The organism is Microbacterium sp. SL75 (assembly GCF_026625865.1).
Classification (GTDB): Bacteria; Actinomycetota; Actinomycetes; order Actinomycetales; family Microbacteriaceae; genus Microbacterium.
In genome coordinates, this window is record NZ_CP113067.1 from 1,231,760 (window position 1) to 1,257,816 (window position 26,057).

Annotated in this window: 23 protein-coding genes; 4 read left to right on the forward strand and 19 right to left on the reverse strand. The window is 67.5% G+C overall.

Translation table 11 applies throughout. The features are described 5' to 3' along the window. Positions 1 to 74: 74 nt before the first annotated feature. The 7 genes from OVA17_RS05655 to rpsF form a co-directional block, all read right to left on the reverse strand. Positions 75 to 506, reverse strand: a complete 432-nt coding sequence (locus tag OVA17_RS05655; RefSeq protein ID WP_267788756.1) for a cupin domain-containing protein — start codon at positions 504 to 506, stop codon at positions 75 to 77. Then, positions 496 to 1,800 (reverse strand): amidohydrolase family protein, encoded by a 1,305-nt coding sequence (locus tag OVA17_RS05660; protein WP_267788757.1) that lies wholly within the window; start codon positions 1,798 to 1,800, stop codon positions 496 to 498. The genes OVA17_RS05655 and OVA17_RS05660 overlap by 11 nt, the downstream gene beginning before the upstream one ends. Further along, complete coding sequence (locus OVA17_RS05665) at positions 1,797 to 3,167, reverse strand: adenosylhomocysteinase (RefSeq protein ID WP_267788758.1); 1,371 nt, start codon at positions 3,165 to 3,167, stop codon at positions 1,797 to 1,799. The genes OVA17_RS05660 and OVA17_RS05665 overlap by 4 nt, the downstream gene beginning before the upstream one ends. A gap of 226 nt (positions 3,168 to 3,393) precedes the next feature. After that, positions 3,394 to 3,846: a 50S ribosomal protein L9 gene (gene rplI / locus OVA17_RS05670; protein WP_103207550.1), complete on the reverse strand. Its 453-nt coding sequence runs from the start codon at positions 3,844 to 3,846 to the stop codon at positions 3,394 to 3,396. Positions 3,847 to 3,856: 10 nt separating this feature from the next. Beyond that, positions 3,857 to 4,111: a 30S ribosomal protein S18 gene (rpsR, locus tag OVA17_RS05675; protein WP_055832386.1), complete on the reverse strand. Its 255-nt coding sequence runs from the start codon at positions 4,109 to 4,111 to the stop codon at positions 3,857 to 3,859. A gap of 101 nt (positions 4,112 to 4,212) precedes the next feature. Next, positions 4,213 to 4,737, reverse strand: a complete 525-nt coding sequence (locus tag OVA17_RS05680; protein ID WP_210075480.1) for a single-stranded DNA-binding protein — start codon at positions 4,735 to 4,737, stop codon at positions 4,213 to 4,215. Positions 4,738 to 4,742: 5 nt separating this feature from the next. Further along, positions 4,743 to 5,135 carry a 30S ribosomal protein S6 gene (rpsF, locus tag OVA17_RS05685; protein ID WP_058622540.1) on the reverse strand — a complete coding sequence of 131 codons (393 nt, stop codon included), beginning with the start codon at positions 5,133 to 5,135 and terminating at the stop codon, positions 4,743 to 4,745. A gap of 190 nt (positions 5,136 to 5,325) precedes the next feature. On the opposite strand from rpsF, the gene OVA17_RS05690 reads away from it, so the two are divergent. Together OVA17_RS05690 and OVA17_RS05695 are read left to right on the forward strand one after the other, a co-directional pair. After that, positions 5,326 to 6,486 (forward strand): hypothetical protein, encoded by a 1,161-nt coding sequence (locus OVA17_RS05690; RefSeq protein ID WP_267788760.1) that lies wholly within the window; start codon positions 5,326 to 5,328, stop codon positions 6,484 to 6,486. 2 nt (positions 6,487 to 6,488) lie between these two features. Then, complete coding sequence (locus tag OVA17_RS05695) at positions 6,489 to 7,583, forward strand: hypothetical protein (RefSeq protein ID WP_267788762.1); 1,095 nt, start codon at positions 6,489 to 6,491, stop codon at positions 7,581 to 7,583. Positions 7,584 to 7,700: 117 nt separating this feature from the next. Here the strand turns inward: OVA17_RS05695 and OVA17_RS05700 are convergent, their stop codons facing one another. The 8 genes from OVA17_RS05700 to sfnG form a co-directional block, all read right to left on the reverse strand. Next, on the reverse strand, positions 7,701 to 7,958 hold the full coding sequence (locus OVA17_RS05700; RefSeq protein WP_267788764.1) for a hypothetical protein: 258 nt from the start codon (positions 7,956 to 7,958) through the stop codon (positions 7,701 to 7,703). Between the two features lie 122 nt (positions 7,959 to 8,080). Next, the gene (locus OVA17_RS05705) at positions 8,081 to 9,571 is read right to left on the reverse strand and encodes an RCC1 domain-containing protein (protein ID WP_267788766.1); all 1,491 of its coding nucleotides are present in this window, start codon (positions 9,569 to 9,571) and stop codon (positions 8,081 to 8,083) included. 229 nt (positions 9,572 to 9,800) lie between these two features. After that, on the reverse strand, positions 9,801 to 10,274 hold the full coding sequence (locus OVA17_RS05710; protein WP_267788768.1) for a dihydrofolate reductase family protein: 474 nt from the start codon (positions 10,272 to 10,274) through the stop codon (positions 9,801 to 9,803). Positions 10,275 to 10,778: 504 nt separating this feature from the next. Further along, positions 10,779 to 12,470: a dipeptide ABC transporter ATP-binding protein gene (locus OVA17_RS05715; RefSeq protein WP_267788770.1), complete on the reverse strand. Its 1,692-nt coding sequence runs from the start codon at positions 12,468 to 12,470 to the stop codon at positions 10,779 to 10,781. Continuing rightward, positions 12,467 to 13,549 (reverse strand): ABC transporter permease, encoded by a 1,083-nt coding sequence (locus tag OVA17_RS05720; protein ID WP_267788771.1) that lies wholly within the window; start codon positions 13,547 to 13,549, stop codon positions 12,467 to 12,469. Before OVA17_RS05720 ends, OVA17_RS05715 begins: the two co-directional genes overlap by 4 nt. A 1-nt stretch (position 13,550) precedes the next feature. Beyond that, on the reverse strand, positions 13,551 to 14,624 hold the full coding sequence (locus OVA17_RS05725; protein ID WP_210075490.1) for an ABC transporter permease: 1,074 nt from the start codon (positions 14,622 to 14,624) through the stop codon (positions 13,551 to 13,553). 119 nt (positions 14,625 to 14,743) lie between these two features. Then, positions 14,744 to 16,375 carry an ABC transporter substrate-binding protein gene (locus OVA17_RS05730; RefSeq protein WP_267788774.1) on the reverse strand — a complete coding sequence of 544 codons (1,632 nt, stop codon included), beginning with the start codon at positions 16,373 to 16,375 and terminating at the stop codon, positions 14,744 to 14,746. 230 nt (positions 16,376 to 16,605) lie between these two features. Further along, positions 16,606 to 17,736: a dimethylsulfone monooxygenase SfnG gene (gene sfnG / locus OVA17_RS05735; RefSeq protein ID WP_210075494.1), complete on the reverse strand. Its 1,131-nt coding sequence runs from the start codon at positions 17,734 to 17,736 to the stop codon at positions 16,606 to 16,608. A 123-nt stretch (positions 17,737 to 17,859) separates the two neighbouring features. Between sfnG and OVA17_RS05740 the strand changes: the two genes are divergently transcribed. After that, on the forward strand, positions 17,860 to 18,921 hold the full coding sequence (locus OVA17_RS05740) for an LLM class flavin-dependent oxidoreductase (RefSeq protein ID WP_267788776.1): 1,062 nt from the start codon (positions 17,860 to 17,862) through the stop codon (positions 18,919 to 18,921). A gap of 497 nt (positions 18,922 to 19,418) precedes the next feature. Here the strand turns inward: OVA17_RS05740 and OVA17_RS05745 are convergent, their stop codons facing one another. Together OVA17_RS05745 and OVA17_RS05750 are read right to left on the reverse strand one after the other, a co-directional pair. Beyond that, the gene (locus OVA17_RS05745; protein WP_267788777.1) at positions 19,419 to 20,732 is read right to left on the reverse strand and encodes an O-acetylhomoserine aminocarboxypropyltransferase/cysteine synthase family protein; all 1,314 of its coding nucleotides are present in this window, start codon (positions 20,730 to 20,732) and stop codon (positions 19,419 to 19,421) included. Further along, on the reverse strand, positions 20,725 to 21,666 hold the full coding sequence (locus OVA17_RS05750; RefSeq protein WP_267788779.1) for an ATP-grasp domain-containing protein: 942 nt from the start codon (positions 21,664 to 21,666) through the stop codon (positions 20,725 to 20,727). The genes OVA17_RS05745 and OVA17_RS05750 overlap by 8 nt, the downstream gene beginning before the upstream one ends. Before the next feature lie 102 nt (positions 21,667 to 21,768). On the opposite strand from OVA17_RS05750, the gene OVA17_RS05755 reads away from it, so the two are divergent. Next, the gene (locus OVA17_RS05755; RefSeq protein WP_267788781.1) at positions 21,769 to 22,599 is read left to right on the forward strand and encodes a class I SAM-dependent methyltransferase; all 831 of its coding nucleotides are present in this window, start codon (positions 21,769 to 21,771) and stop codon (positions 22,597 to 22,599) included. Positions 22,600 to 23,829: 1,230 nt separating this feature from the next. Here OVA17_RS05755 and OVA17_RS05760 read toward each other — a convergent pair. Next, positions 23,830 to 25,626 carry an alpha/beta hydrolase gene (locus tag OVA17_RS05760; RefSeq protein WP_267788783.1) on the reverse strand — a complete coding sequence of 599 codons (1,797 nt, stop codon included), beginning with the start codon at positions 25,624 to 25,626 and terminating at the stop codon, positions 23,830 to 23,832. Beyond that, positions 25,623 to 25,913: a type VII secretion target gene (locus OVA17_RS05765; RefSeq protein ID WP_267788784.1), complete on the reverse strand. Its 291-nt coding sequence runs from the start codon at positions 25,911 to 25,913 to the stop codon at positions 25,623 to 25,625. The genes OVA17_RS05760 and OVA17_RS05765 overlap by 4 nt, the downstream gene beginning before the upstream one ends. Between the last annotated feature and the right edge of the window lie 144 nt (positions 25,914 to 26,057).

A 26,057-nucleotide genomic window follows, 5' to 3' on the forward strand; every position in this document is an offset into this window, starting at 1 on the left:
CTGTGATGTGCACAGCGTACCGAGCGCATGTTTCAGGGGATGTCGCCGGTGAAACCTGGCGACACGAGACGCGACTACTCGGCGAGGCGCCAGTCGGCGAAGCTGAAGCCGGGAGAGACCACGCAACTGACCACGACCTCGGCGTCTCCCGCCGGTCGGGCCGCCTGCCAGACCCCCGCGGGCACGGTGTGTTGCAGCACGTGCCCCGCGGCGAGGTCGGGCCCGAGCGTCACGGTGCGCGCGGCCCCGGGCTGCTCTCCGTCGCCTCCGAGCGAGAGCTCGAGGGCTCCCGGCCCGTGCCAGAGCCACACCTCGTCGCTGGTCACGACGTGCCACGCGCTCTCTTCGCCCGGGGTCAGCAGGTAGTGGATGCAGGTGGCCGCGGGCCGCGTGCCCGCGGGGGTCTCGACCTCGACGCTGCCGGTCCACATGCGGCGGAACCACCCGCCCTCGGCGTGCGGTTCGAGATCGAGCAGGACGGCGGTGGCGGGACGCTCAGCGGTCATCGGCGGATACTCCGGTCTCTCGGGTGAAGGCGGCGGATGCCGAGCGCACCTCGCCGTCGATGAACGTCGCGGCGGCACGCCCCTCGCCGTCGACGACGAGGCGCTCGATCGTGTCATCGACCTCCGACACCGGCACGTCGAAGAACGCCAGATCCGCCACCGCCCCCACGGCGAGGTACCCGGTTCGAGCGGGCCCGGTGTCGAGCCCCATCGCGTGCGCTCCGCCGAGGGTCGCCGCGCGCAGCAGCAGCTCCGACAGGTCGCGGTTCGCGTACCCCTGCGCGCGCGCCATGCGGTGAAGCGCCGACACATCGGCCAAGAGGTCGAGAGAGGGACTGGATGCCAACGAGTCGGTGCCCACGGCCAGCGCGTTGCCCTCGAGCAGATACGCGGCGACCGGCGGCTCGTCGAGCCCGATGACGGCATTGGACCGAGGGCACAGGGCGACGGTCGTCCCGCGTGCGCGCAGGATCGCCCGGTCGCGTGCCGTCATGTAGACCCCGTGCGCGATATGGCAGTCGGGACCGAGAACGCCGAGCTCATCGACGAACTCCGTCGCCCCCGTGCCGAAGCCCTCGTCGCGCAGGGCGCGGAAGCTCGCGGGTCGGTGCAGCTGCCACGGCACCGCCTCGCCGTGCTCGCGTTCGAAGGCCGCTTCGCCGAGGTGCAGGTGCAGCCGACTCCCGCGCTCGCGCACGATGTCGGGGATCTCGAGCAGCGGCTCGACGTCGAGCGAGTAGGGCGCGTGCGGCGAGAGCCCCGTCCCGGGGGGCGAGGGCAGGGCGTCGAGCCGCGCCTCGACCTCGGCGCGACCGCGCTCGGCCCACGCCGCGTTCGTCCAGCTCATCACCTCCCAGTAGGTGATGCCGTGCAGGCGTGCGTCGTGCAGCGCCGAGGCCGCCTCGACGTCGGTGACGATGTCGGCGACCGCCGTGGTCCCGGCCGCGATCATCTGCAGGGCGCCGGCCCTGGCATCCGCCGCCCAGTCGTGACCGGCGCGATAGACGGGGGTGAAGGCGTCGTCCCAGTCGTCGAAGCCCGCGTACGAGCCCCGACCGACCTCGGCCATGCCCGTGTACTGCAGGTGCGAGTGCGCGTTCACGAGCCCCGGGGTCAGCACCCCCGGCCAGTGCACCTCGTCGAACGCGACGCCGCGCGCGCTCAGCTCGTGTCGCACCCACTCGCGGTCGCCGACGTGGCGGATACGCCCACCCGCCACCGCGATGGCCCCGCCGGGGATGGGCGGCGCCGTCACGGGGACGACGAGCGCGGCCGAGTACAGCACGACGCTCATGAGCGGGAGTCCCGGTAGCGGGGCGAACGCCAGTCGTCCACACCGTCGGGATCGAGGTCGCGCGGCGGGTCGATCCCCGCACCTCGCACGGCCAGCGCCGTCCGGGCGACGAGCTCGTCGACCTCGGGGCCGAGCGCGTGCACACCGGGCTCGGGACGCCGCTCGAGCAGCTCCCCCAGGGCCGCGAGCTGCACGGCGAACGACAGGTCCATGATCTCGATGGGGTTGCCCTCGGCGGCGGTGATGTTCACCGCTCCCCCGCCGCCCAGCACGAGCGCGCCGCCCGCGTCCGACACCTCTCCCGGCACTCCTCCGGCGACCGCGATCACGCGCGCGACGGCGGCGATCTCGGGCGTCACCGTCGAGGGGACGCCCGTCGCCGAGACCACCAGCGCTCCCCCGGCCAGCTCGAGCGCTCGGCCGGTGACCAACCCGTCGTGCCGCGCCTCGAGCGCGCGGACGGGGTCGGTCTCGGCGACCCGCACCTCGACCCCGAGCGCGCGCAGGTGCGCGGCGACCCCTCGGCCGACGGGTCCGTAGCCGAGCACGAGCGCGGGCTGGTCGGTCAGCGCGATCCCCCGCTCCTCGAGCAGGTCGGCGATCGCGAAGACGCACGACTGCCCCGTGCCGTAGCGGTTGTCGAACATGGTCTTGGTGCGCGCATCGTTGACGGCCATCACGGCGCAGCGCAGGATGCCGGCATCCTGCATCCGCCGAAGGGGCGTGAGGCCGCTCGTCGTCTCTTCGCACGCGCCAATCCACCCATCCACCAGCGCCGGGTCGTCTTCGTGCGCCAGGCGGATGAGGTGCGCCCCGTCGTCGAGCAGCACGTCGAGTCCCGCGCGGAGGAAGGCCAGCGCCGCGGCGCGCTCGTCCGGCCCCGCGAGCGCCGGGTCTGCCGTCACGGCGAAACCCTGGGCCCGCAGCTCGTCTGCGACCGCGACGTCGATCTCGTCGGGATGCGCGTACACCGACACCTCGGCACCCCGCTCGCGGAGCAGAAGCGACAGCACGGCCGTCTTCGGTTCGAGCACCATCGCCACGCCCACCCGCAGGCCGGTCAGGTCGAGCCTCTCGGCGAGGGCGGCGGCGACGGGCATGTGCTGCCGTGCGAAGGCGATGCGTCCGGCGGCGTCTCCGCGTTCGGGCAGCGGCTTCCCGTCGAGCAGCACTTGCTCGGCATCCAGGTCGAACTCGATGCGCCCCGGATCCGGGATCGGGCTCGGGATGCCGCCGAGCCCCGCCAGCAGATCATGCAGGGCATCGGCACCGGTCCCGGTCACCGCGAACGGGCGTCCGGCGATCATGAGGTTCGACGAGCGCGCGAAACGGCGGACGATGCGCTCGGGTGCGCGAGGGTCGGTCACGGCACTCAGCCTAGGGTCGCCGGGCTCGCACCTTCGGACAGTCGGGCCCTCCGTCGTCGCATGCGCCCGGCGAACCCACCCCGAACCACCCCCGGCCTCACCTCGGGAAGCGCCCCGCCTGGTGACGCACCCGGCGCTCGCGGCGGGATCAGCCGCCCCGACCCCGGGAACACGAAAAGGCCCCGCCCTGCCGAAGCAGGAGCGGGGCCGAATCGTGCGTCGCGAATTACTTCGCGGCGACCACCTGAAGGGTGATCACGGCGGTGACGTCGTCGCGCAGGCGAACGGTCGCCTCGTGCTCGCCGACCGACTTGATCGCAGAGGTGATCTGGATCTTGCGCTTGTCGAGCTCACCGAGACCGGCAGCCTTGACGGCGTCGGCGACATCGGCGGGCTTGACCGAACCGAAGAGACGACCCTCGTTGCCGGCCTTGACGGCGAGCTTGACGGTGTTCGACTCGAGCGAGTTCTTCAGGGCCACAGCATCTTCGTGGTCGTGGATCGCGCGGGACTCGCGAGCGGCGCGAATCGACGCGACCTGCTTCTCGCCACCACGGCTCCACGACACGGCGAAGCCCTGCGGGATGAGGTAGTTACGGGCGTACCCGTTCTTGACCTCGACAACATCACCGGCGCTACCGAGCCCGGTGACCTCATTCGTGAGAATCAGCTTTGCCATCGGGTGCTCCTTAGCGGCCGGCGCCGGCGTAGGGCAGAAGAGCCATCTCGCGCGCGTTCTTGATGGCGCGGGCGATCAGACGCTGCTCCTGCACGGAGACACCGGTGATACGACGGGCGCGGATCTTGCCGCGCTCCGAGATGAACTTGCGGAGGGTGGGGACGTCCTTGTAGTCGATGACGCCGACGCGGATCGCCTTCGCGGGGGCTGCGTTCTTCGCGCCCTTCCGCGGCTTGCGGCGGTCGCCAGTGGCCTTTCCAGCCATGCTTCCTTCTTTCGTGTGGTTCGGACGCCGTTCCGGTCACGTGGACCGGGGCATGGCATCCGGAATTTCGGGGGTCGTCTCGCTCGAGAGCGGGGCGAAGATCAGAACGGGGTGTCGTCGCCGTAGGAGCCGGGAGTGCTCCATGCGTCAGCGCCGCTGTTGTTGCCGCCGCCGTTGTTCGAGCCGGGGGTCGACCACGGCTCGTCGTTCGACTGCTGCACCTGCGGGCGCTGACCGCCACCGCCGCCACCGTTACCGCCACCGGCGGCTCGGGTGACCTGGGCGGTCGCGTAGCGGAGCGAGGGGCCGATCTCATCGACTTCGAGTTCGATGGAGGTACGGTTGTTGCCCTCGCGGTCCTGGTAGGAACGCTGCTTCAGGCGACCGGTCGCGATGACACGGCTGCCCTTCGTCAGCGAACCGGCGACGTGCTCGGCGAATTCGCGCCACACCGAGGCGCGCAGGAACAACGCCTCGCCGTCTTTCCACTCGTTCGCCTGACGGTCGAACGTGCGGGGAGTCGACGCGATGGTGAAGTTCGCGACCGGCAGCCCGTTCTGCGTGTACCGCAGCTCGGGGTCGGCCGTGAGGTTGCCCACAACGGTGATGACGGTTTCGCCGGCCATCGTCGTTACTTCGCAGCCTTCTCGGCGGACTCGACCTTGCGGGGAGCGGCAGCCTTGCGAGCGGCCTTCTCCTCGGAGCGCTTGGCTTCGGCGGCGACCTGAGCGATCGCTTCCTCGGCACGGAGGACCTTGGTGCGCATGATCTGCTCGTTCAGCTTCAGCTGACGGTCGAGCTCGTTCGTGGCCTCGCTGGTCGCGACGAAGTTGACGACGGCGTAGATGCCCTCGTTCTTCTTGCGGATCTCGTAGGCGAGACGACGGCGGCCCCAGATGTCGATCTTGTCGATGGTTCCCCCATCGGCCGTGATGACCTTGAGGAATCCGTCGAGCTTCGGAGCGACCTGGCGCTCGTCGACCTCGGGATCGAAGATGACCATGAGTTCGTACTGGTGCGTCACTAACCCACCTCCTTCGGACTAGAACGGCTGACGGGCATTTCCCGGCAGCAGGAGGGTGTGTTGCACGTCGTCGCGGGCTCACACGCGCATGGGCGTAGCCGGACAACCTTCGTAGTCTAACGGATGCCGGTGGCACCGAGGAATCGGACCTGAGTAGCGTGGACGTGACCAGACGACGGCGGGGGGCCGCATGGCAGGGATCCGACCATTCGACGCGCGGGCGTTGCTCACGCCGCCCGACCCACGGGCCGCCAAGGCGTTCACGGCGCAGCTCCGAACCGAGGGGAAGCTCCCCGGGACGGGCGCGGCGATCGCCGCCTACGCCATCGCACTGGCGTTCATCGGCGGGGTCGGCGTCGTCATCATCGTGCTCGCGGTCGTGCTGTCGCCGTTCCTGCGCGAGGGATCGATCATTCTGGGCGTCCTCTTCCTCATCCCCATCGGCTTGGGCCTCGGCGGGCTCGCCCTGGCCTGGTTCGTGGGGCAGAAGACCCAGCGGACGCAGGAGGACCGCCGTTTCCGGCTCGCGGGGTTCAGCCGCGACGTGGGCATGGAGTACGTGCCCGCGGTGCCCGCTCCTCCTCTTCCGGGTGTGCTGTTCGGCATCGGCAGCGACCGCACCGGCTACGACATCCTGCGCGGACGCGAGCCGCGGTTCGTCGAGATCGGCAACTACGCCTACACGACGAGCGACGGCAAGAACACGCACACCTCGCGCTGGGGATACATCGCGATCCGGCTCGACGTTCCTCTTCCCCATATCGTCCTGGATGCCGTGGGCAACGGCGTGAAACTCGGCCTCTGGGAGCGCGGACAGCGCCTGAGCCTCGAGGGCGACTTCGATAGGTACTTCCACCTGTCGTGCCCCGAGGGCTACGAGCGCGACGCGCTGTACCTCTTCACCCCCGACGTCATGGCGCGCTTCATCGACAACGCCTCGGCTCTCGAGGTCGAGATCGTCGACGACTGGATGTTCCTCTACTCGCCCGAGGAGCTCTCGACGACCGACCCGGCCCGGTGGGCGTGGGCGTTCGCGGTCGTCTCGGCGCTGCTCGACAAGCTCGACCAGTGGGCGCGGTGGCGCGACGACCGGCTGCAGGAGGCGGCTCCCGCGCCGCGACCCGTTCCGGTCGCCGCGGCGCCGGGAGCCGTTGCACCGACAGCCGCGGCGCCGGCACCCGCGCCCCTGCCGATGACGTTCACCCCCGCGCCGGTCGGAGTCGCCCCTCCCGGTCAGAGGCTCAAACGCAGCAACGCCTGGCTCATCGCCCTGCTCGTCGTGGCCGGGTCCCTCATCGTCATCCCGCTCGTCGCCTTCGCGGCCGGCTTCCTCTTCTTCTTGGCACAGTGAGCATGACCGTCGACACCACCGCCCTGACCCAGCCGATCGACCGCGCGAAGGTCCGTGCCTTCAGTAAGGCGCTGCGCGAGAAGGGGATGCTGCAGAGCCGCGCGTTCGCGATCATCGTGTTCGCGTTCGTGGGGATCGTGGCCGCGCTCATCCTCGTCCCGACCATCGCGACGATCGTCACCCGAGCGTTCACGCGCGACAGCGGCAATCCCGTCGCCCTCCTTCCCTTCGTCCTCGTTCTCGCCATCGTCGGCTTCCTGGCGTGGGCGTTCATCCGCGCGGTCGGCGGGGCCGCGGCACGCCGCTACCGGCTGAGCCTCTTCGCGAGCGCGAACGACATGACGTGGCATCCGGGATTCTCGAACCCCCGCCGCCCGGGCATGATCTTCGACCTCGGCCGCAATCAGGAGCTGCACGACGTGATGCGGCGAGAGCAGCCGCGCTCTCTCGAGGTTGCCAACTACACCTACGAAACCGGGTCGGGGAAGAACAAGCAGACGCACCGCTGGGGCTATGTCGCGCTGCGGCTCGACACCCCGCTCCCCCACATCGTGCTGGATGCCGTGGGCAACAACGGTCTGTTCGGCGGCTCGAACCTGCCCATCACGTTCGGTCGTGACCAGCGACTCAGCCTCGAGGGCGACTTCGACAGGCACTTCGCCCTGTACTGCCCCGAGGGGTACGAGCGCGACGCGCTGTACCTCTTCACCCCGGACGTCATGGCGCGGTTCGTCGACAACGCCGCGGCGCTCGACGTCGAGATCGTCGACGACTGGCTGTTCCTTTACGCCAAGCGCGACCTGGTGACCCTGGATGCCGCGACCTGGCGGTGGTTGTTCGCCACGGTCGACGCGATCGACGAGAAGCTCGCGCAGTGGGCGCGGTGGCACGATGAGCGGCTCACCCAAGAGACGGCCGGGGCCGTGGCATCCGGTATCCCGGGGGCCACCGTCCAGGGCGCCCCCCTGCTCACCCCGCCGCCCGCCGGCGTGGCCCGCGAGGGGCGGCGCTTGAAACGAGGGATCTCGTGGGTATCGATAGTGGTTGTGGTGTTCTTCGGCGGATTCTGGGTGCTGTCGGTCGTGCTCGGGCGATGAGGGTCACCCCGGTTTCGGCTGATGACGCGCATCCTGCACGAGTCACCGCACTAAGACACGCAGAGGCAGCCGCGGAGTGGATCGCTGAACCGTCGAACGGGCGTACGACGTTGGCTGTTACTTCCGCCAGCCGTGTCGACCTGAGTGGCGGGACCACGCCACGTATTGAGCTTCGCTGACGGTAATCGTGCGTCCCTCCGCAGGTACAAAGAACTTCCCGGTTACCGGGTTTCCGCCCGCGCCACCCTGATACGCGGCATCAACGTATTCGGGTTCGGCAGTTTCGTCCTCGCCGACATGACGTAGATGAACGATCTGGGAAGGGTCCAGTTCGTGGAACGTTTTGTACTTTCGGGGTTCGGTGGGGTAAGCCATTCAGACAGGGTATGTCAGGTACTTCTACCGATTGATCACGTGGAGCGGCTGAGACCGCGAAGTCTCGGAAAATTCGGTCCCGAGCCGAGGCGTACTTAACCGACTATCATAAGCCCGGGTTGTCAATAGTTGGTTGTGGCCCGGGCCACGCCAGACTTCCACCCGGCGTAGGTGTAGGTCACGGAGTACTGCGTACCGGAGGGCGGAGCGCAGTAGCCACTCCTGAGACTCAGACCTGAGAGACACCCGCCCGGGCCGCTCACCTGGGTGGGGGTGGTGACCTCCGCGTTTTCCCCATTACCGCGCAGAGTGGCGCCCCAAGCCCAAATGTTCGTTCCAGGAATAGAATCGGGCTGCACGGTAGCCATAACAGCTAATCCCGAAAAGCTGAGCGAGGTAACATTCTTCGATGTTGCAGATGTGGCGACCACAGGGGCCTCGCTCCATGTCGTCGTGCCGTCCATCAGGAGGCCGTTCTGATTAGATCCCCAACACAGCACACGTGAATCGTAGCTCTTAGCGCACGCGGTGGATGGTCCCCCCTGAATGAAACTAAATCCCCCGGATACAGCGACTTCTGGAGTGATTATTGTCGCGGTGTAGTACTCAGCAACGGTTCCCCAGGTCCAAACGCGTCCGTCGTAATCCTGCGCGAGGACAAAATACGATCCGGATGACACGCTCTGAAAGCCGTTCGCCCCCACTTGACCTTGGAATGACACGACCGTCGGCTTCGTTCTCACCGTAGAGTTTCGGCCTAGCTGACGTTTTGAGCCGTCACCCCACGCCAGGATGTCCCCGCCAGTGCTCAAGGCGGCGGCGTGGTCCGCGCCGGCAGAAACGGCCTTGACGGTGACGCCCGGAACGAGAGTTGGGTATACCCGATCTGTCGTGTCGTTCAGGCCCAGCTGGTATTTGTCATTGTGCCCCCAGGAATAGAGTTTCCCGGTCGTGGTGATTGCGTAGCTTGCGTATTGCGCACGGTTCATCTCGGCGAGTTTTCCGATGGTGACACCGTCCGGAAAAACTACTTTTACAGGACTAAACCGTGTTGTGGTTGATCCGTCGCCCAATTCTCCATACGGGTTGCGTCCCCAGCCCCAGACGGAACCATCTTCGAGAAGAGCTAACGAATTGCGGGTCGAAGCCTCGACCTGTTTTGCTTTGCGGGGGAGGATAACCCGAATCGGAAGGGTCGAGTCGTACGTGTTGCCGGTGCCGAGTTGTCCGTTGTTTCCCGTTCCCCACGCCCATACTGATCCATCCTGGGCGAGTGCCAGGGCATGATCCACGCCTGCAGAAACTTGGGTGAATTGCTTCATAGAGGGCGAAGAGGACGCGTCGGTGTAGGACTGCGCGCTGCCGGTGTACATCGTCGTCGCAGTCTGGTTGGGCAGGGTGCGCTGAACGGTGTAGGTGATCCCCGAAGAGACGTTATTGGCTTGAGCCCACGTCTGTGATGCGGCGGAAGACCAGGACACCACGTTCCCGCCTGAACTGTTAGTGGTGATGGCGAGATTGGCCGGGGCGCCTAGCGTTGCAGCGGTCAGCTGATTGCCGGAAAGGCTCTTGTCGGCCGTGAACCACGCACCCGTTCTGGTATCCGGTGCCACTACGCCTGTGATGACAACTGATGCCAACGCCGCCGAGGCAAGAATCGAGAGGGCGCGTAGGCGCTTCCGCGACGGTGAAGTTCGGTTCATTAGTTTCCTAGGGCATGGGTGAAGTAGGGCTACCCACGCAACTGTGGACAGGGTTGCAGAGCGCGTGTATCCGGGCCAGCAGTACCTTGCGCGGGTTGTCAGGTGGGCGGGGACGTGTGGGGAGTCCCGGACCAGGACCTTAGCACCTAAAACGGTTTGAAATGGAGCGTTTTGGGTCTAGGGGGCAGTGACCTGCAGTTGCCCACCCGCCGGAGTTGCGACGTCGAGCCCTGGGTGTGGTCGCCAGCGGCAAACCCGTTGGCCAGACCGCTCGCAATCTCGGGATCAGCGAGTCGTGCTTCGGCAACTGAAGGACGCCGTCGACTCTGGTCGCAAGCCGGGTCTGTTGTCCGACGAGCACGAGGAACTGGTCGAGTTGCGGCGCCGGTTGCGGGTGCCGGAGATGGAGATGGAGAACGAGATTCTTACGCCCTTCAGTCGCGTGGTGGCCGCGAAGGGTCAGGAGAACGTCGCTGTCGAGCTCGGCGACGAGGCGGCTCCCTCGACCGAGAAGGATGGGAGCTATCGAGACGGTGGTCTTGTCGACGAGGCCGGCTGAGAGGAAGGACTGAATCGTTCTCCCGCCGTCGATGTAAACACGCCCGGCCCCCACTCCCCGAGGGCGACTCGCGCTTCCTCGAAGGCGCGCACGACGCTCACGTGCGTACTCGCGACCAGTGTCGTACTGAGCACGATGAGGCGTTGTCAGCGAACGGCCATTCGGCGAACGCCGAGACCGTGTCGAACGTGGCGCGGCTCATCATCAGAGTGTCGACGGTCGGGTAGAAGCTCCCCACACGAGAGCAGGCTGGCCGACTCCTCACCGACACGCGCGCGAGGTTCGGGGCCCGTGAGCCACATCAGTTCCCCGAGTCCCGCGATTCCCGCCGAAGACGACGCCGTCGCAATATGTACGCGAGCGTAATCCCGGAGTTCACCCAGTCGATGATCGGGGTGCAGCGGAGCATTCGGCACACTCTCGATCCATCGTCGAGTGAGGGCGTGCATCACGGTGAGGTCCACTTCTCCCAGTCCCCCTCGTTGACGGCGAGCGTGACGGTCGCGGTGTCCACGTGGGAGCCCGCACGGGGCGGGCCCGGCAATGCGGCGGCTGCGGTCAGACCCCGCGGGTCGACCGCCAGAGTTCGCGGCGGCTCTCTTGCTCGACCGGGTCGGGCACGGGCAGCGACACCAGCAGGCGCTTGGTGTAGTCGTCGCGCGGCTCGGTGAGCACCTGGACGGTCGTGCCCTGCTCGCGGATCACGCCCTGCTGCAGCACGACGACGCGGTCGGCGACCTCGTCGACGACGGCCAGGTCGTGACTGATGAACAGACACGCGAAGCCGAACTCCGCCTGCAGCTGCGCGAACAGCTGCAGCACGCGCGCCTGCACCGACACGTCGAGCGCCGACGTCGGCTCATCGGCGATCAGCAGCTTGGGGTCGAGCGCGAGGGCGCGGGCGAGCGAGGCGCGCTGGCGCTGACCGCCCGACAGCTCATGCGGGTAGCGGTCGCCGAACGCGGTCGGCAGCTGCACGGCATCCAGGAGTTCGTTCACGCGAGTGCGCGCCGCGCGGGCTCCCGAGACGCGACGGTGCACGACGAGCGGCTCGGCGATGCACTCCGCGATCGTGAGCAACGGGTTAAAGCTCGTGGCCGGGTCTTGGAAGACGAACCCGATGTCGGGGCGGGTCTTGGCGAGCGTGCGGGGCTTCGCGCCGCGCATCTCGGTGCCGAGCACCTTCAGCGACCCGCCGACCACGGAGGTCAGCCCGACCATCGCGCGACCGATCGTCGTCTTGCCCGAGCCCGATTCGCCCACCAGGCCGAGCACCTCGCCTGGCTCGATCCAGAAGTCGACGCCCTTCACGGCGACGACCCCCGATGAACCGAAGCGGCCCGGGTACCCGATCTCGACCTTCTCGGCGACGACCAGGCTGCCCTCGGGCGGCGAGGTCGGTGCCGCGGTCTCGAGAGACTGATGGGCGCTCTTGCCGCGACCGACGTGCGGCACGGCGGCCAGCAGCTCGCGCGTGTACGCCTGCTGCGGGGAAGCGAAGAGCTCGCGCACGGGCGCCTGCTCGACGATGTCGCCGCGGTACATGACGATCACGCGGTCGGCGAGGTCGGCCACGACGCCCATGTTGTGGGTGATGAGCACGATCGTCGCGCCGAACTCGTCACGGCAGGTGCGCAGCAGATCGAGGATCTCGGCCTGCACCGTCACGTCGAGAGCCGTGGTCGGCTCGTCGGCGATGATCAGGCCGGCGTTGAGCACGAGCGCCATCGCGATGACCACGCGCTGCTTCTGCCCGCCCGAGAACTGGTGCGGGTAGTCGTCGACGCGCTTCTCGGGGTCGGGGATGCCGACGCGGCGCAGGATGTCGACGGCCCTGGTCTTCGCCTCGGCCTTCGACAGCTTCTCGTGCGAGCGGAGTCCCTCGGCGATCTGCCAGCCCACGGTGTAGACGGGGTTGAGCGCGGTGGAGGGCTCCTGGAACACCATGGCGGCGTCGCGCCCGCGCATTTCGCGCAGCTGGGCGCGGGTCGCGTGCACGATGTCGGTCTGGTCGCCGTCGCGGCCGCGCACGATGACGGCGCCCGAGAGCGTGGCCGTCTCGGGCAGCAGCCCCAGCAGCGTGTTCGCGGTCACGGTCTTGCCCGAGCCCGACTCGCCCACGATGGCGAGCACTTCGCCGGCGTGGGCTTCGAGCGAGATCCCGTTGATCGCCGAGACCGGCTCGCCGTCGGTGGCGAAGGTGACGCGCAGGTCGTCGATCCGGGCGACGGGGGCGGTGGTGCCGGTCATGAGGGGCTCCCATCGGAGGGGGCGGATGCCGGGGGCCCGGCGGGGGCGGCCGTGGCGCGAGCCTCGGCGGGAGCCGTCGACGGGTCGACCGCGGTCACGGGCGCAGGTGCCCGACCGGCGCGGCGGCGCGTGCGCAGACGCGGGTCGCTGAGATCGTTGAGGCTCTCGCCCACGAGGGTGATGCCGAGCACGGCGAGCACGATCGCGACTCCCGGCGGGATGGCGGTCCACCAGATGCCGCTGGTCACGTCGCTCACCGAACGGTTGAGGTCGTAGCCCCACTCGGCGGCGGCGGTGGCCTCGATTCCGAACCCGAGGAAGCCGAGGCCCGCGAGGGTCAGCAGTGCCTCGGAGGCGTTGAGGGTCACGACGACCGGCAAGGAACGGGTCGAGTTGCGCAGCACGTGACGGAGCAGGATGCGACCGGTCGGCACCCCAATCACGCGCGCCGACTCGACGAAGGGCTCGGCCTTGACCCGCACCACCTCGGCGCGGATCACCCGGAAGTACTGCGGCACGAAGACCACCGTGATCGAGATGGCGGTGGCGAGGATGCCGCCCCACAGCGTCGACTGGCCCTTCGTGATCGCGATCGACATCACGATCGCGAGCAGCAGCGAGGGAAAGGCGTAGATCGCATCGCACAGAACGACCAGGATGCGGTCCAACCAGCCGCCGAAGTAGCCGCCGACCAGGCCCAAGAAGATACCCAGGAAGATCGAGAACGCGATCGCGCACAGGATCACCAGCAGAGCGGTCTGCGCTCCCCAGATCACGCGCGAAAGCACGTCGTAGCCGCCGACGGTCGTGCCGAGCAGGTTCATCGCACTCGGCGCCTGTTGCGTCCCGAACTTGACGCCGTCCGCCTCCTGCTGCGCGAACCCGTAGGGCGCCAGCAACGGGGCGAACAGCGCCGTCAGTAGGAAGACGGCGGTGATGAGGAGGCCGAGCACCAGCATGGTGCGCTGGAGGCCGACACTGCGCCGCAGATGCGAGATGACCGGCAGGCGGTCGCGCAGGGGGACCTTGCGCACGGTCACGCTGTCGTCGGAGAGGGTGGGGGTGATGGCATCCGACATGTCAGTACCTCACTCGCGGGTCGATGATCGCCGCGATGACGTCGACCAGGAAGTTGGTGAAGGCGACCAGCACGGCGATGATCACGACGATCCCCTGGACGGCGACGAAGTCGCGCGCCTTCAGGTACTCGCTGAGCATGAAGCCGAGGCCCTTCCACTCGAAGGTGGTCTCGGTCAGCACGGCGCCCGACAGCAGCAGGGCGATCTGCAGACCGATCACGGTGATGATCGGGATGAGCGCCGGGCGGTAGGCGTGCTTGGTGACCAGGCGGTACTCCCCCACGCCGCGAGAACGAGCCGAGGTGACGTACTGGGCGCCCAGCGTGCCGATCACGTTCGTGCGGACCAGGCGGAGGAAGATCCCCGCGGTCAGGATGCCGAGAGCCACGCCGGGCAGGATCGCGTGGATCAGCACGTCTCCCGCGGCCGCTCCGTCGCCGAGGCGGATCGCGTCGAGCAGGTAGATGCCGGTGGGGTTCTCGATCGAGGCGAACTTCAGCTCGGTGCGGGTGCTCGCGCGTCCGGCGACCGGCAGGACGCTCAGCCACACCGAGAAGACGAGCTTGAGCAGGAGCCCGACGAAGAAGATGGGCGTCGCATACCCGAGGATCGCCCCGATGCGCAGGGTCGCGTCGGGCCAGCGGTCGCGCTTGTAGGCGGCGAGCAGGCCGAACGGGATGCCGATGAGCAGCGCCACGAAGAGCGCGTAGATCGCGAGCTCGAGAGTGGCGGATCCGTACTGCAGCAGGATCTCGATCACCGGACGGTTGTCGGTGAGCGTGGTGCCGAAGTCGCCGCGGAGGATCCCGCCGATGTACTCGAAGTACTGCACGATCAGCGGGCGGTCGTACCCGGCCTGCGCGATGCGCTCCGCGAGCTGATCGGGGGGAAGACGGCCGCCGAGGGCGGCGGTGATCGGGTCGCCGGTGATGCGCATGAGCACGAACACCACGGTGACGAGGATGAACACCGTCGGGATGATCAAGAGCAGACGGACCAGGATGTAGCGCCAGAGTCCTCCGCCCTTGGGAGCGACGGGTTTGGCGATGTCGGCAGCGTCGACGGCAGTGACCATACGGGAGAGACCTTACTCACAGGGGGAACGGCGCCTCATCGCTCCGCTCTCGCCCGGCGACCGAGGGTTCGTGACCCTCGGTCGCCGGGCGCGCGATCGCGCGAGGCGCCGCTTCGGTCTTACTTGTGCAGCGGTGCGTAACGGAACTTGAAGGACCCGTCGAGAACGGCGCCCTCGACGCTCGAGCCCACGATTGCGACCTGCTTACCCTGGAGCAGCGGCAGCGTCGAGAGGTCGGCGGCCACCTTGTCCTGGATCTCGCCGATCTCCGACTCACGCGTGGTCTTGTCGGTCTGCGTCGCCTGGTCGACGAGCAGCTTCTGGACGTCCGCGTTGTCGTAGTGGTTCAGCAGGAAGTTGTCCTTGGAGAAGAACGGTGTGAGGTAGTTGTCGGCATCCGAGTAGTCGGGGAACCAACCAAGCTGGTAAGCGGGGTAGGCGTCGGCCTTGCGGTCCTTCGTGTACTGCACCCACTCGGTCTGCGCGAGGTTGACCGTGAACAGGCCGTCCTTCTCGAGCTGTGCCTTGACCGCGGCGTACTCGTCACCCGACGAAGGGCCGTAGTGGTCGCCGTTGTACTGCAGGTTCAGCGTGACGGGCGTCGTAAGCCCGGCGGCCTCGAGGGTCGCCTTGGCCTTGGCGGCGTCGGGCTTGCCCTGGCCGTCGCCATACATGTCCTTGAGCGCCTCGTTGGCACCCGCGAGACCCTGCGGCACGTAGGAGTACAGCGGCGAGTACGTGTCTTTGTAGACGTCGGTCGCAATGGCCTGGCGGTCGACGAGGTCGGCGGCGGCCTGACGGATCGCGAGCGACTTGGCGGGGTCGGCGTCGGCCGTCTTCGTGCCGTACGGCATGGTGTCGAAGTTGAAGACGATGTAGCGGATCTCGCCGCCGGGGCCGTCGACGACCTTGACCGCGTCGTCCTTCTGCAGGTCGGCGACGTCGGTCGCGCTCAGGCTGCGGTAGGCGACGTCGATCGCACCCGACTGCACGTCGAGCTTGAGGTTCGAGGAGTCGGCGTAGTACTTGGTCGAGATGCCGCCGTTGGCGGCCTTGGGCAGCGACCCCATGTAATCGGCGTACGGCTTGTACGAGATGAGCTCGTTGGGCTTGTACGAGTCGATCGTGTACTGACCGGCGAAGGCCTTGCCCTCGACGATGGTGTCGTCGGAGGTGACGGCGGTGGCCGAGAAGACCTCTTCGTCGACGATCGGCGCGGCGGGGCTCGAGAGGATCTGAGGCCAGACCTGGTCGTTGCCGTTCTTCAGGGTGAAGACGACCGTGGTGTCGTCGGGGGTGGCGACGCTGTCGAGGTTGCCCAGCAGCGATGCGGGACCGTTCGGGTCGTTGATCGCGACCTGGCGGTCGAACGAGAACTTCACGTCGGACGAGGTCAGGTCGTGACCGTTCGCGAACTTCAGGCCCGACTTGAGCGTGACCGTGTACTCGGTCGGCGAAGTGAACTCGGCCGACTCGGCGATGTCGGGAGTGACCTCCGACGTGCCGTACTGGCTGTTCATGAGGAAGGGGTAGATCTGCGTCATGACGGCGAACGAGCCGTTGTCGTACGAGCCGGCCGGGTCGATCGAGGTGATCTTGTCGGTGGTGCCGATGACGAGCGGGTCGGTCGAGCCGCCGTCGGAGGAGCTGCCTCCGGTCGTGGTCGTGCAGCCTGCCAGGACGAGGGTCGACGCACCGAGCGCGCCGAGAGCGAGGCCGAGTCGGCCGCGGCCACTGTTGTGCAGTGTCATGTTGTACCTCTGCTCTGAAGTGTTGATTGCGACAAATGCCGCATTCCTTCGGACATCTAAGTCCGATTCCCGCCACTCACAAAGCCCTTGCGCGCATATTTACGAGACCGAAACTCAACGAACGTGCGACTGAGTTCCGGCCCGCGGGGAAGCAAAGCACTCACCGCCTCGCCGCCGACCCCGTCACCCGCCGTGACGTCCAGCACCGTATACGCCTTACGGCATACGCGTCATCGCGCCGCGGTCACGGGGTCGCCGCTCCTGATCAGATCCGCCTCGAGCTCGCGCACGATCGGTATCACGGTCTCGCCGAAGAGCTCCAGCTCCTCCTGGAAATGAAGGAACCCCAGCAAGAACAGGTCGACGCCACGCTTCTTGTATTCGATGATCCGCTCGGCAATCTGCTGCGCGTCGCCGAAGAGCTGCGTGCGGAAACCGTCGTTGTACTGCACGAGATCGTCGACGCTCGAGTCCGCCCACATGCCCTTCTTGTCCGCGGTCGCGTTACCCGCCTCCTGCACGCTCTTGCGGAACCCCTCGACCGCGCCCGAATCGGCGTGGGCGATGATCTCACGCAGCTGCGCCTCCGCCTCGGCACGGCTGTCTCGCTGAATGACGAACCCGTTCAGGCCGAACCGGGTGCGCCGACCGTGCTCCGCCGCGATGCGGGTGACGTCGTCGTACTGCTCGGTGAACCCGTCGAAGTCCTTGCCGTTCGAGAAATACCAATCCGAGAATGCGCCACCGTTGAAGCGAGCGGCCGTGGAATTGCCGCCCTGGAAGATGTCGGGGTGCGCCCGGCCCGGCACCTCGTACGGAAACGGCCGAAGCGTGAAATCGGTGATGTCGTAGTACTTGCCGTGGAACGAGAACTTCTCCTGCGTCCACAAGCCGCGAAGCACCTGGATGAATTCCGCTGCCCGCTCGTACCGTTCGTCGTGCTCGAGCCACTCGAGACCGAGGTCGGTGTACTCGTCCTTGAACCACCCGCTGACGACGTTGACGGCGGCCCGGCCGTGCGAGAACTGGTCGGCCGTGTTGATGAACTTGGCCAGAACCGCCGGATGCCAGATGCCCGGGTGGATGGCCGAGATGACCTTGAGCTTCTCGGTCGCGAGCAGCAGAGCGAGGCTGATCGAGGTGGACTCGTGCTGCTGGGCAGCGCCGTAGCTCGAGGCGTAGCGCACCTGACTGAGGGCGTACTCGAATCCCACGCGCTCGGCCGTCTGCGCGAGCTTCACGTTGTAGTCGTAGCCCCAGTCGGTGCGCTGCTCGATCGAACTGATGACGAGCCCGCCGCTGACGTTGGGCACCCAGTAGGCGAACTTCAGCGGCTCGTGGGTGGGAGTGGAATCGGTCATGGGGTCCTCCTCGCGGATCGGAACCCGGCCAACCTCGCATCGCTTCGGGCATCGGTCAACGACATATGACGGACCGTTTCGTCGCGTGACGCCGGGCGACGGTCGCCGGGTGAGGATGGAGCCATGACCTCCCCCCAGCGCGTGCGTTTCGGCTACTGGACCCCCATCTTCGGCGGATGGTTGCGCAACGTCGACGACGAGCAGACCCCCGTGTCGTTCGCCCACATCGCCGACATCGCGCGGGCTGCGGAAGAGGGCGGGTTCGACCTCACGCTCATTCCCGAGCTCAACCTCAACGACATCAAAGGCGTCGAGGCTCCGTCGCTCGACGCGTGGGCGGTGACGGCGGGACTGGCCGCGGTCACGTCGTCGCTGGAGCTCATGACGGCCGTGCGTCCGGGTTTCCACAACCCGTTCCACACCGCGAAGCAGGCCGCGACGATCGACGAGATCAGCGGCGGCCGTTTCACCCTCAACGTCGTGTCGGCGTGGTGGGCAGAAGAGGCCAAGCAGTACGAGGGGCTCTTCAGCGCGCACGACGACCGGTACGCGCGCACGATCGAGTGGGTGGAGGTGCTGCGCGGTCTCTGGTCGCAGACGCCCTTCGCGTACGAGGGGGAGTACTACCGCACCGAGGGCACGTATACCGAGCCCAAGCCGCAAGTGCAGCCGCGCTTGTACGCCGGCGGCGAGAGCGAAGCCGGCCGCACGGCGATCACGCGCTTCGCCGACGCGTACCTCACGCACGGCGGAACCCTCGAGGAGCTCGAGACGAAAGTCGCCGACATGCGCCGCCGACGCGCCGAGGCCGGAGCGACGCCGTTCGAGGCCTTCGGCATGGCGGCGTATGCCGTGGTGCGCGACACCGAAGACGAGGCGCAGGCCGAGATCGACCGCATCACCGACGTGCGCGGGGGAGCGGCCTACGGCTCGTACCAGGACTTCGTGAGCAAGTCGAAGCTGGACACCCAGGTCGACCTCAAGGAGTACTCGGTGTCGAACCGCGGCCTGCGGCCGAACCTCGTCGGCACGCCCGACCAGGTCGCCGAGCGCATCGTGGAGTTCGCGAACGTCGGCGTCTCGACGCTGCTGCTGCAGTTCTCGCCGCATCTTCCCGAGATGCAGCGGTTCGCCGCCGAGGTGATCCCGCGCGTGCGCCGGCTCGAGGCGCAGCGCGACGCCTGACGCGGGGGCGTTACGGCGCAAACGTCCGGCGCAAGTCGGGCGGGGCCTGGCGTGGGCCGGACCCGGGTCTGCGCACCCCCTGTTGAGTGTCCAAAACACCCGGACGGATTCGAAAAACCTCCGGGTGTTTTGGACATTCAACCCGGTGGAGGTGCCGTCCCTGCCCGGGCTTTGCTCGGCGGGCGATGCCGACACGCCCGCACCCCGTGGGTTGGCACGCCGCCCCCGCACGTCGGCGCGGCAATGCGTCGGCGCGCCCGTGCGTCGGCACGCCGGGCCGGCACCAGGCCGCCGGGCATGTGAGTGTCCAAAAGACCCCGAGCGCGCCGACGCCTTCGCGGGGTGTTTCGGACACTCAAGGGGAAAGGGCACCGCCTGGGATGGCCGCACGCCTGTTGAGTGTCCAAGAAACCCGGACGGATTCCGAAACTCTCCGGGTGTTTTGGACACTCAACGGGACAGACGGATGGATGCCGTCACCCGCGCGACCGTGCGCTCTACGCCACGGCGCGAAGAGCCTGCTCGAGATCGGCGATGAGGTCTTCCGCATCTTCGAGGCCGATCGACAGGCGGATGAGGCCGTCGCCGATGCCGAGGCGGTCGCGCGTCTCTTGCGTGAAGCCCAGGTGAGTGGTCGTCGCGGGGTGGAGCGCCATCGACCGGGTGTCACCGATGTTCGTCATGCGACTGAAGAGGCGTAGGGCGTCGAAGAAGCGCTCCGCGGCGGGACGCCCGCCACGCACGGTGAACGAGAACACCGAGCCCGAGAGACCGTCGTAGTCGCGCACGGCGAGCGCGTGCTGCGGGTGAGACGGGAGTCCGGCGTAGTCCACGCTCTCGACCGCCGCATGATCCTCGAGCCACTCGGCGATCGTGCGGGCCGTGGCGAGGTGCTGGCGCATGCGCACCGACAGCGTCTCCATGCCCTGCTGCAGCAGAAAACCGTTCAGTGGCGAGAGCGCGGGGCCGGTGTCGTTCGCGATGCCGAACCGCAGTGACAGCTCGAACGCACGCGGCCCGAACGCTTCGACGAACGAGGCGTGACCGGCGATCGCGGTGTCGGTGAGGGCGGGGTAGGAGCGGTCGGATGCCACCCAGTCGAAGGTGCCGCCGTCGACCACGGCGCCGGCGAGGTTCGCCCCGTGGCCAGAGAGGAACTTCGTCGCCGAGTGCACGACGATGTCGGCCCCGTGCTCGATGGGGCGGATGAGGAACGGCGTCGCGATGGTGTTGTCGACCACGAGAGGGATGCCGTGGCGCCGCGCGACCCGGGCGACGGCGTCGATGTCGACGACGTCATTCTTGGGGTTCGGGAGGGTCTCGGTGAAGATCGCTTTGGTCTCGGGACGGATGAGCGCGTCCCACTCCGCTTCGTCGGTGGGGTCCCAGACGTACTCGACGGTCACGCCCATGCGGGCGAACGTGCGGGCGAAGAGCACGCGGGTGCCGCTGTAGATGCTCGCGGTCGAGACGATGTGCTCGCCGCTGCCCGCGAGACCCAACAGGGCGATAGTGATCGCCGCCTGGCCCGAGCCGACGACGATCGCGCCCGACCCGCCCTCGAGGGAAGCCAGGCGGGCTTCCGCTACCTGGTTGGTCGGGTTCGCGTTCCGCGAGTACAGGTGGCCCAGATCGGCGCCGGCGAACCGATCGGTCGCCTCCTGGAAGGAGTCGAATCGGTAGGCCGCCGACAGGTGCACCGGCGTGATGCGCGAGCCGTGCGTGAGGTCTTCGATCTCGCCCGCGTGCACCTGCCGCGTGGCGAAGCCGAAGCCGTCCCACTCGGAGTGCGGGGGAGCGGCCTCAGCCACGCGAACCGACCACTTCCTGCGGGAGCAGCGAGCCGAGCCAGCGAGCGATCTCGCGCGGTCCGGAGCGAGGCGCGGTGGCCTCGACGTCGGGGTTGTAGTTCGTGTTCGTGTTCACGTCGTAGGTCACGGTGCGGCCGTCGCGCGTCTCGATGAACTCGATACCGGCGATACCGACGCCCTCGGCCGCGAGAAAGGCGAGGAAGCGATCGATCAGGACGGGATCGACGTCGTCGCGACGGCGGAACAGCGGCTCGGGCTCGACTCCGTCGGCACCCGGAACCGCGCACGCCTCGGCGGGGCACAGCTCGAAGCTGCCCGCGCTGGTGTCGACCCGCACGGCGTAGACGAATTCGCCGGCGACGAACTCGGCGCGCGTGATGAACGGGGCCTGGGCGACCAGCAGCTCCTGCAGCAGCGTGATGCCGTCGGGCGAGGGCTCGAAGTCGGAGCTGCCGACCCACGCAGCGAACTCGTCGACCGAATCCCAGCGCCGCACGCCGAGGCCCTTGCCGCCCTGATTGTGCTTGCTGATGAAGGGCGCACCGAAGTCGCGTGCCTTGGCAACGAGGTCGTCGGTGCCGAACACGGCGACCGTGCGCGGAACGTCTATGCCTGCGTGCCGCAGAGCCGCATGCTGAGCGACCTTGCTGACCTCGAGCTCCAGAACGTCTGCGCCGTTGATCACGGTTCGACCCCACGACGCCAGCCAGCGGAGAACGGCGCGACCGAACTCCTTGCTGTGCGCGTGATCGCGCGTGTGCGCCGATGCGCTCAGACGCGACCAGAACACGCCCTCGGGAGGCTCGACCGCGAGGTCGATCGACCCGTCGGTGAGGAGCCACTCCTCGAACGGCACCCCTTCTGCCTCGAATGCCGCCGCGAACGGCGGGATCCACTGGGGATTTTCGTGGATGACATAGACCTTGCCCGACATGCCGCCAGGCTAACCCGCACCCCCGACATCGCGCCCACTCCGCGTCACGAAGCGACACCGGGTCGCGGCATCCCTAGGCTCGTCTCTCGGAAAGGGGATGCCATGACCTCCGACTACATCGACGCCAACCGCGCCAACTGGGACGAGCGCGCGACGCTGCACGCTGCCCGGGATGGCTCAGGATACGGAATCGCACGCTACATCGACGACACCGAAGCATTGTCGGACGTGGTGCGTTTCGACCGGCCGCTGCTGGGCGACATCGCGGGAAAGCGAACGGTGCACCTGCAGTGCCACATCGGCACCGACACTCTTTCCCTGGCCCGACTCGGCGCCAAGGTGACCGGACTCGACTTCTCCGAAAACGCGGTCGTCGAGGCCCGCCGGCTTGCCGCCGAGGCGGGCGTCGAGGTCGATTTCGTCCGGTCGGATGTGCGGGATGCCGCGAACGCCCTGCCCCGCGGAGAGTTCGACCTCGTCTACACGGGGATCGGTGCCCTGTGCTGGCTGCCGTCAATCACCGAGTGGGCGGGGGTCGTCGCCGACCTGCTCGCTCCGGGCGGCACGCTGCACATCCGCGAGGGGCACCCCGTCCTGTGGGCGATGAACGAGGATCTGCCAGGGCTGTCCCTCGCGTTCCCCTACTTCGAGCAGGCCACTCCGCTCGAGTGGAACGACGACAGCACCTACGTCGAGGTGGCCGCGCCCCTGAAATCGACGCGGACGTACGAGTGGAACCACGGTCTCGGCGAGATCGTCACGGCACTGCTCGAGCGCGGCCTGCGTCTCGACACGCTGGTCGAGCACGACAGCGTGCCGTGGGAGGCGCTTCCCGGCCGCATGACCCCGCGCTCCGACGGCGAGTTCGCGTTGACCGAGCAGCCGTCGGTCGTGCCGCTGAGCTACACGATCAGGGCGACGAAGGTGGCGTGAGGGTCGCGTCCTAGCGGTGCGAATTGCGATTCCCGCACGCTCGTCTCAGCCCTGCGGCGGTTCCATATCCGCGAGACGACCGGGGATGCATGCAGACGTCGCGCGAAAAAGCGCAGAGCGCGGATCAATGGAGATTTGCGTAAATCCACCGTCCGAACGGCTGCCAGCAAGAAACGGCGGGTCAGATACGAGATAGCTGCCCTCCGTGGAACCTTCATCCTCCCCGGCTGATGGCTCGAGACCGCGGTCGGTCCAAGCGGCAGCAATCTGCTCACCGTAGGACTTGGGAGTCATGGGCAGTTCGATGAAACGCTGGGCGGCGAACGTCCATTGGACGTCATCTCGGTGACCATCCAGCTGACATGTCCCCCAAGAGCTCCTCGCTCCACGCGTCATCGCCGAGGGCAGCGCGTACGTCCGCGTAGTAACCAAGCACGGTCTCTTTCACCTCGTCGGGAGTCACCTCTTCAGCCCCTCTGCTCGGCGAACCGGCGGAGCACGCGCTGACGGACATGAACACGAAAGTGAGCACACACGCGATTACTAGGCGCTTCATTTGTAAACGCTCCCGATCCAACTCTTCGAGCTCTCGTCCGTCCCGACTCAGGAATCGCTGCCATGCTCAGCGCGCCGCGGAGGCTCCGCCGGGTCACGTGACGGTTCCCCTTGAGCGAGCAACCGTCCGTCATGCCGCTGAGCTAACCGATCAGGGCGACGAAGGTGGCGTGAGGGTCGGCTGGGGGGAGTTCAATTGAGCGAGATCGCCCTCCACGCAGGGACTCAACACCTGGAGCCCTGAGAACGTGGCGCTGAACTGCAGCTGAGTGAGGGTTCCATCTTGCTTCGCCCCCTGCAGGAAGGGTGGATCAGAAACGACATACGTCCCGGGCCTGTCTGAGACGGGCTGGGCGCGGGCGACGAGTCCAAGCCCCGCCCACTTCTCGGCAACTTTCTCAGAAAGGGCCCCCAGATCACCTTCCATGGGTTTGAGACGTTCTACGAAGAAGAGAAGCTGGACTAGTCCTCTCCCCTGCGCATCGCATCCCACCCAAGTCGGGTGCGGAGTCCACCCGGACTCTCCGAGAACGTCCTTGGTTGCGCGCAGGATCTGTTCGGCGCGCTCCTCGACTGCCCGGGTAGTCATCCCATTCCCCTCACCGTCTTTTGTCGGCACACACCCCGTCGTCATAAGTGACAACGCAATCAGGCTCGCGAGACTTCTCCTGAGCCTCATTGGGCATCTCGGAGCGGTCGCGGGTCGATGTAGAAACGTGTGTTTATGCCTCCGCTCGCGGCACGCCTGGCGAGGCTATCGCCACCCTCCGGTATGTCCTCACCCAGGCCGATGGAAGCCATTGCGGCATAGCGGAGAGTGACCGAACCGGAGTCGAGATAGCTGGGACTCTGCGGCCCGGCGCCGATTGGCCCGTGGCTGTGTACGCCATCAAACCGCTCGCCGTTCAAGCGAGCGTGTTCCGACCAGAAAGCGTGTGCTCCGAACGAGTCCGTGGTCGGGTCAGTCCTCCCCGAGAGTCCCTGGCCCACTGGTGCCCACCCATCGTTCATTGCTTGCGTTGCATACACTCCACCGCCCGGAACCCTCAGATCCTTCACCGATTCAATCTCGTCACTGACTCCGGCCGACCCGAGAAGCACGAGGTGGTCGGCGTCGGCGCGCTCGAGCGCGAGAGTGCTGACGTCGGTTCCGTAGGAATGCGCGATGACTGAGATAGTCGATTTTCCGCTATTGAGTTCATGCAAAGCCTTCATGGCGCCCAAATCGTGGGAGAGAGCCGTTGCTCCTACTTCGGCTCGGGTATCGGCAACGACCTCGGGGGCCCGCCAGAGAGGATCACTCACTGGCGGGTGATAGCCAAGCCAGGCGACGACCGCGATCTCATTCATGGGGGTACCCGACGCCAGAAACTGTTCCCACCTCAGTTTTGCGGCGGCTGATACGTAGGTTTCCATATCGTTCCCCACCGTCGTGTTCATGCCGGGAACGATGAAGCTCACATGCTCCGCGGCATCCAAATCCCCCACCGCCACTTGCGCCAACGGCGGCCGGTCCAGCACCAGTGAGACGAGCGTGTTGCCCTTCGACGCACGATCCAGCGCCTCCAAAGCCGCCACCTGCTCCGCGTCATCCAACGGACTGTTCCGCGCTTCCTCCAGAGCCTGGGCGAGCACGATGCGGTTCGCCCGGTCGCGGGCGGCGTAGGCGACTCCACCGAGATTGCCGATCACGCCGGGGGCCGTCGCGATCAGCGCGTTCTGCTGCGAAGCGTTCAGCTCGCGCCACCAGGGCGCCACCTCGCTCGGGGCGATCTGCGACAGCCGGGTGACCAGGTCGGGCCGGGCATGCAGCAGCGCGGCGAGCGCGGCACCGTCGAGCGAGCGCAGGACCGACAGCACACGGTCCCACGTCAGTGTGGCCACGCCGAGTTGCGCGCCAACAGCGGCCCACGTCGTGCCGCGCGCCCGCCCCGCGTCGATCGCGGCGCGGACCGCCGCGGCCGCGACGGTACCCGCTGCGCGCACATCGGCGCGGGCGTCCGCGAGCATCGCCTCGGCGCGTGCTCTCGCTTCCGTGCGGGTCGTCGGGGCAGGGCCGCGGTGTCGAGCGTCGGTCGCGAAGACCGGCCACCCCCGAGCGAAGGAGGCGAACGGGACTCCGTCGGCGGCGTCCTCCGCCAGTGACTCCGAGAACGCCCACCCTTCGATCGCCTCCGCCGCGAGGGTCTGCGCCCTACGCAGCGCCAGGGCGTAGGTCCGCATCGGCTCGACGATCGAAGCCGCCCCGTCGCCGATCTCCGTCCACCGCTGCGCCACGGCCGCCATACGGGCGGCATACGCGTCAGCTCCCTCACCGCTCCAGCCGTCGATTTCGCGCAGCCACCGAAGTTCCTCGGCCGTCGTCCCCGCCACACGGCTTCGTCCCGACGCGAGATGAGCGGCCTCGTACGCCGCATCAACCGAACCCGGAACCAGGTCCTGAGCCACCGACGCCGCGCCCAGACCGCTCACAGCCCCTCCTTGAGCGCCTTCACGGTCGCGTCGGCCTTGGCACCCGCCGCCTCGTACATCTCGGCGGAGTTCCGAAGACCGGATGCCACGTCGTCCGACTGCGCGACCGCTTCGGTCCACCCGCCGGTCAGCGCCTGGACGAAGTCGCCCACGGCCGCGCCCAGTTCGGCGTGACCGAGGTTGCGGGAGTCGGGGACCGCGGTCTCGCTCTCGGCGCGCTGGACGGTGACGTCGACGACCTGTGCCGTGCGACGCAGTCTCTCTGAGTCAACCGAGATCTCGCGCATGCCGGCAAGGTAGACGAACTCGGCGGAGGGCCTCCGAAGTTATCCACAGATCCCGCCCGCAACCCGGGCGAAGTTCACCCGGTCACCCACCCATGACGAACGTCACCCCCGAATGGTGACGGGCGACGGATGTGCCGCGGACCA

Bases quoted from the DNA above. Each gene is read 5' to 3' on its own strand.
- OVA17_RS05655 (WP_267788756.1), bottom strand. From the start codon at position 506: ATGACCGCTGAGCGTCCCGCCACCGCCGTCCTGCTCGATCTCGAACCG.
- OVA17_RS05660 (WP_267788757.1), bottom strand. From the start codon at position 1,800: ATGAGCGTCGTGCTGTACTCGGCCGCGCTCGTCGTCCCCGTGACGGCG.
- rplI (WP_103207550.1), bottom strand. From the start codon at position 3,846: ATGGCAAAGCTGATTCTCACGAATGAGGTCACCGGGCTCGGTAGCGCC.
- rpsR (WP_055832386.1), bottom strand. From the start codon at position 4,111: ATGGCTGGAAAGGCCACTGGCGACCGCCGCAAGCCGCGGAAGGGCGCG.
- OVA17_RS05680 (WP_210075480.1), bottom strand. From the start codon at position 4,737: ATGGCCGGCGAAACCGTCATCACCGTTGTGGGCAACCTCACGGCCGAC.
- OVA17_RS05690 (WP_267788760.1), top strand. From the start codon at position 5,326: ATGGCAGGGATCCGACCATTCGACGCGCGGGCGTTGCTCACGCCGCCC.
- OVA17_RS05695 (WP_267788762.1), top strand. From the start codon at position 6,489: ATGACCGTCGACACCACCGCCCTGACCCAGCCGATCGACCGCGCGAAG.
- OVA17_RS05700 (WP_267788764.1), bottom strand. From the start codon at position 7,958: ATGGCTTACCCCACCGAACCCCGAAAGTACAAAACGTTCCACGAACTG.
- OVA17_RS05715 (WP_267788770.1), bottom strand. From the start codon at position 12,470: ATGACCGGCACCACCGCCCCCGTCGCCCGGATCGACGACCTGCGCGTC.
- OVA17_RS05720 (WP_267788771.1), bottom strand. From the start codon at position 13,549: ATGTCGGATGCCATCACCCCCACCCTCTCCGACGACAGCGTGACCGTG.
- OVA17_RS05725 (WP_210075490.1), bottom strand. From the start codon at position 14,624: ATGGTCACTGCCGTCGACGCTGCCGACATCGCCAAACCCGTCGCTCCC.
- OVA17_RS05730 (WP_267788774.1), bottom strand. From the start codon at position 16,375: ATGACACTGCACAACAGTGGCCGCGGCCGACTCGGCCTCGCTCTCGGC.
- sfnG (WP_210075494.1), bottom strand. From the start codon at position 17,736: ATGACCGATTCCACTCCCACCCACGAGCCGCTGAAGTTCGCCTACTGG.
- OVA17_RS05740 (WP_267788776.1), top strand. From the start codon at position 17,860: ATGACCTCCCCCCAGCGCGTGCGTTTCGGCTACTGGACCCCCATCTTC.
- OVA17_RS05750 (WP_267788779.1), bottom strand. From the start codon at position 21,666: ATGTCGGGCAAGGTCTATGTCATCCACGAAAATCCCCAGTGGATCCCG.
- OVA17_RS05755 (WP_267788781.1), top strand. From the start codon at position 21,769: ATGACCTCCGACTACATCGACGCCAACCGCGCCAACTGGGACGAGCGC.
- OVA17_RS05765 (WP_267788784.1), bottom strand. From the start codon at position 25,913: ATGCGCGAGATCTCGGTTGACTCAGAGAGACTGCGTCGCACGGCACAG.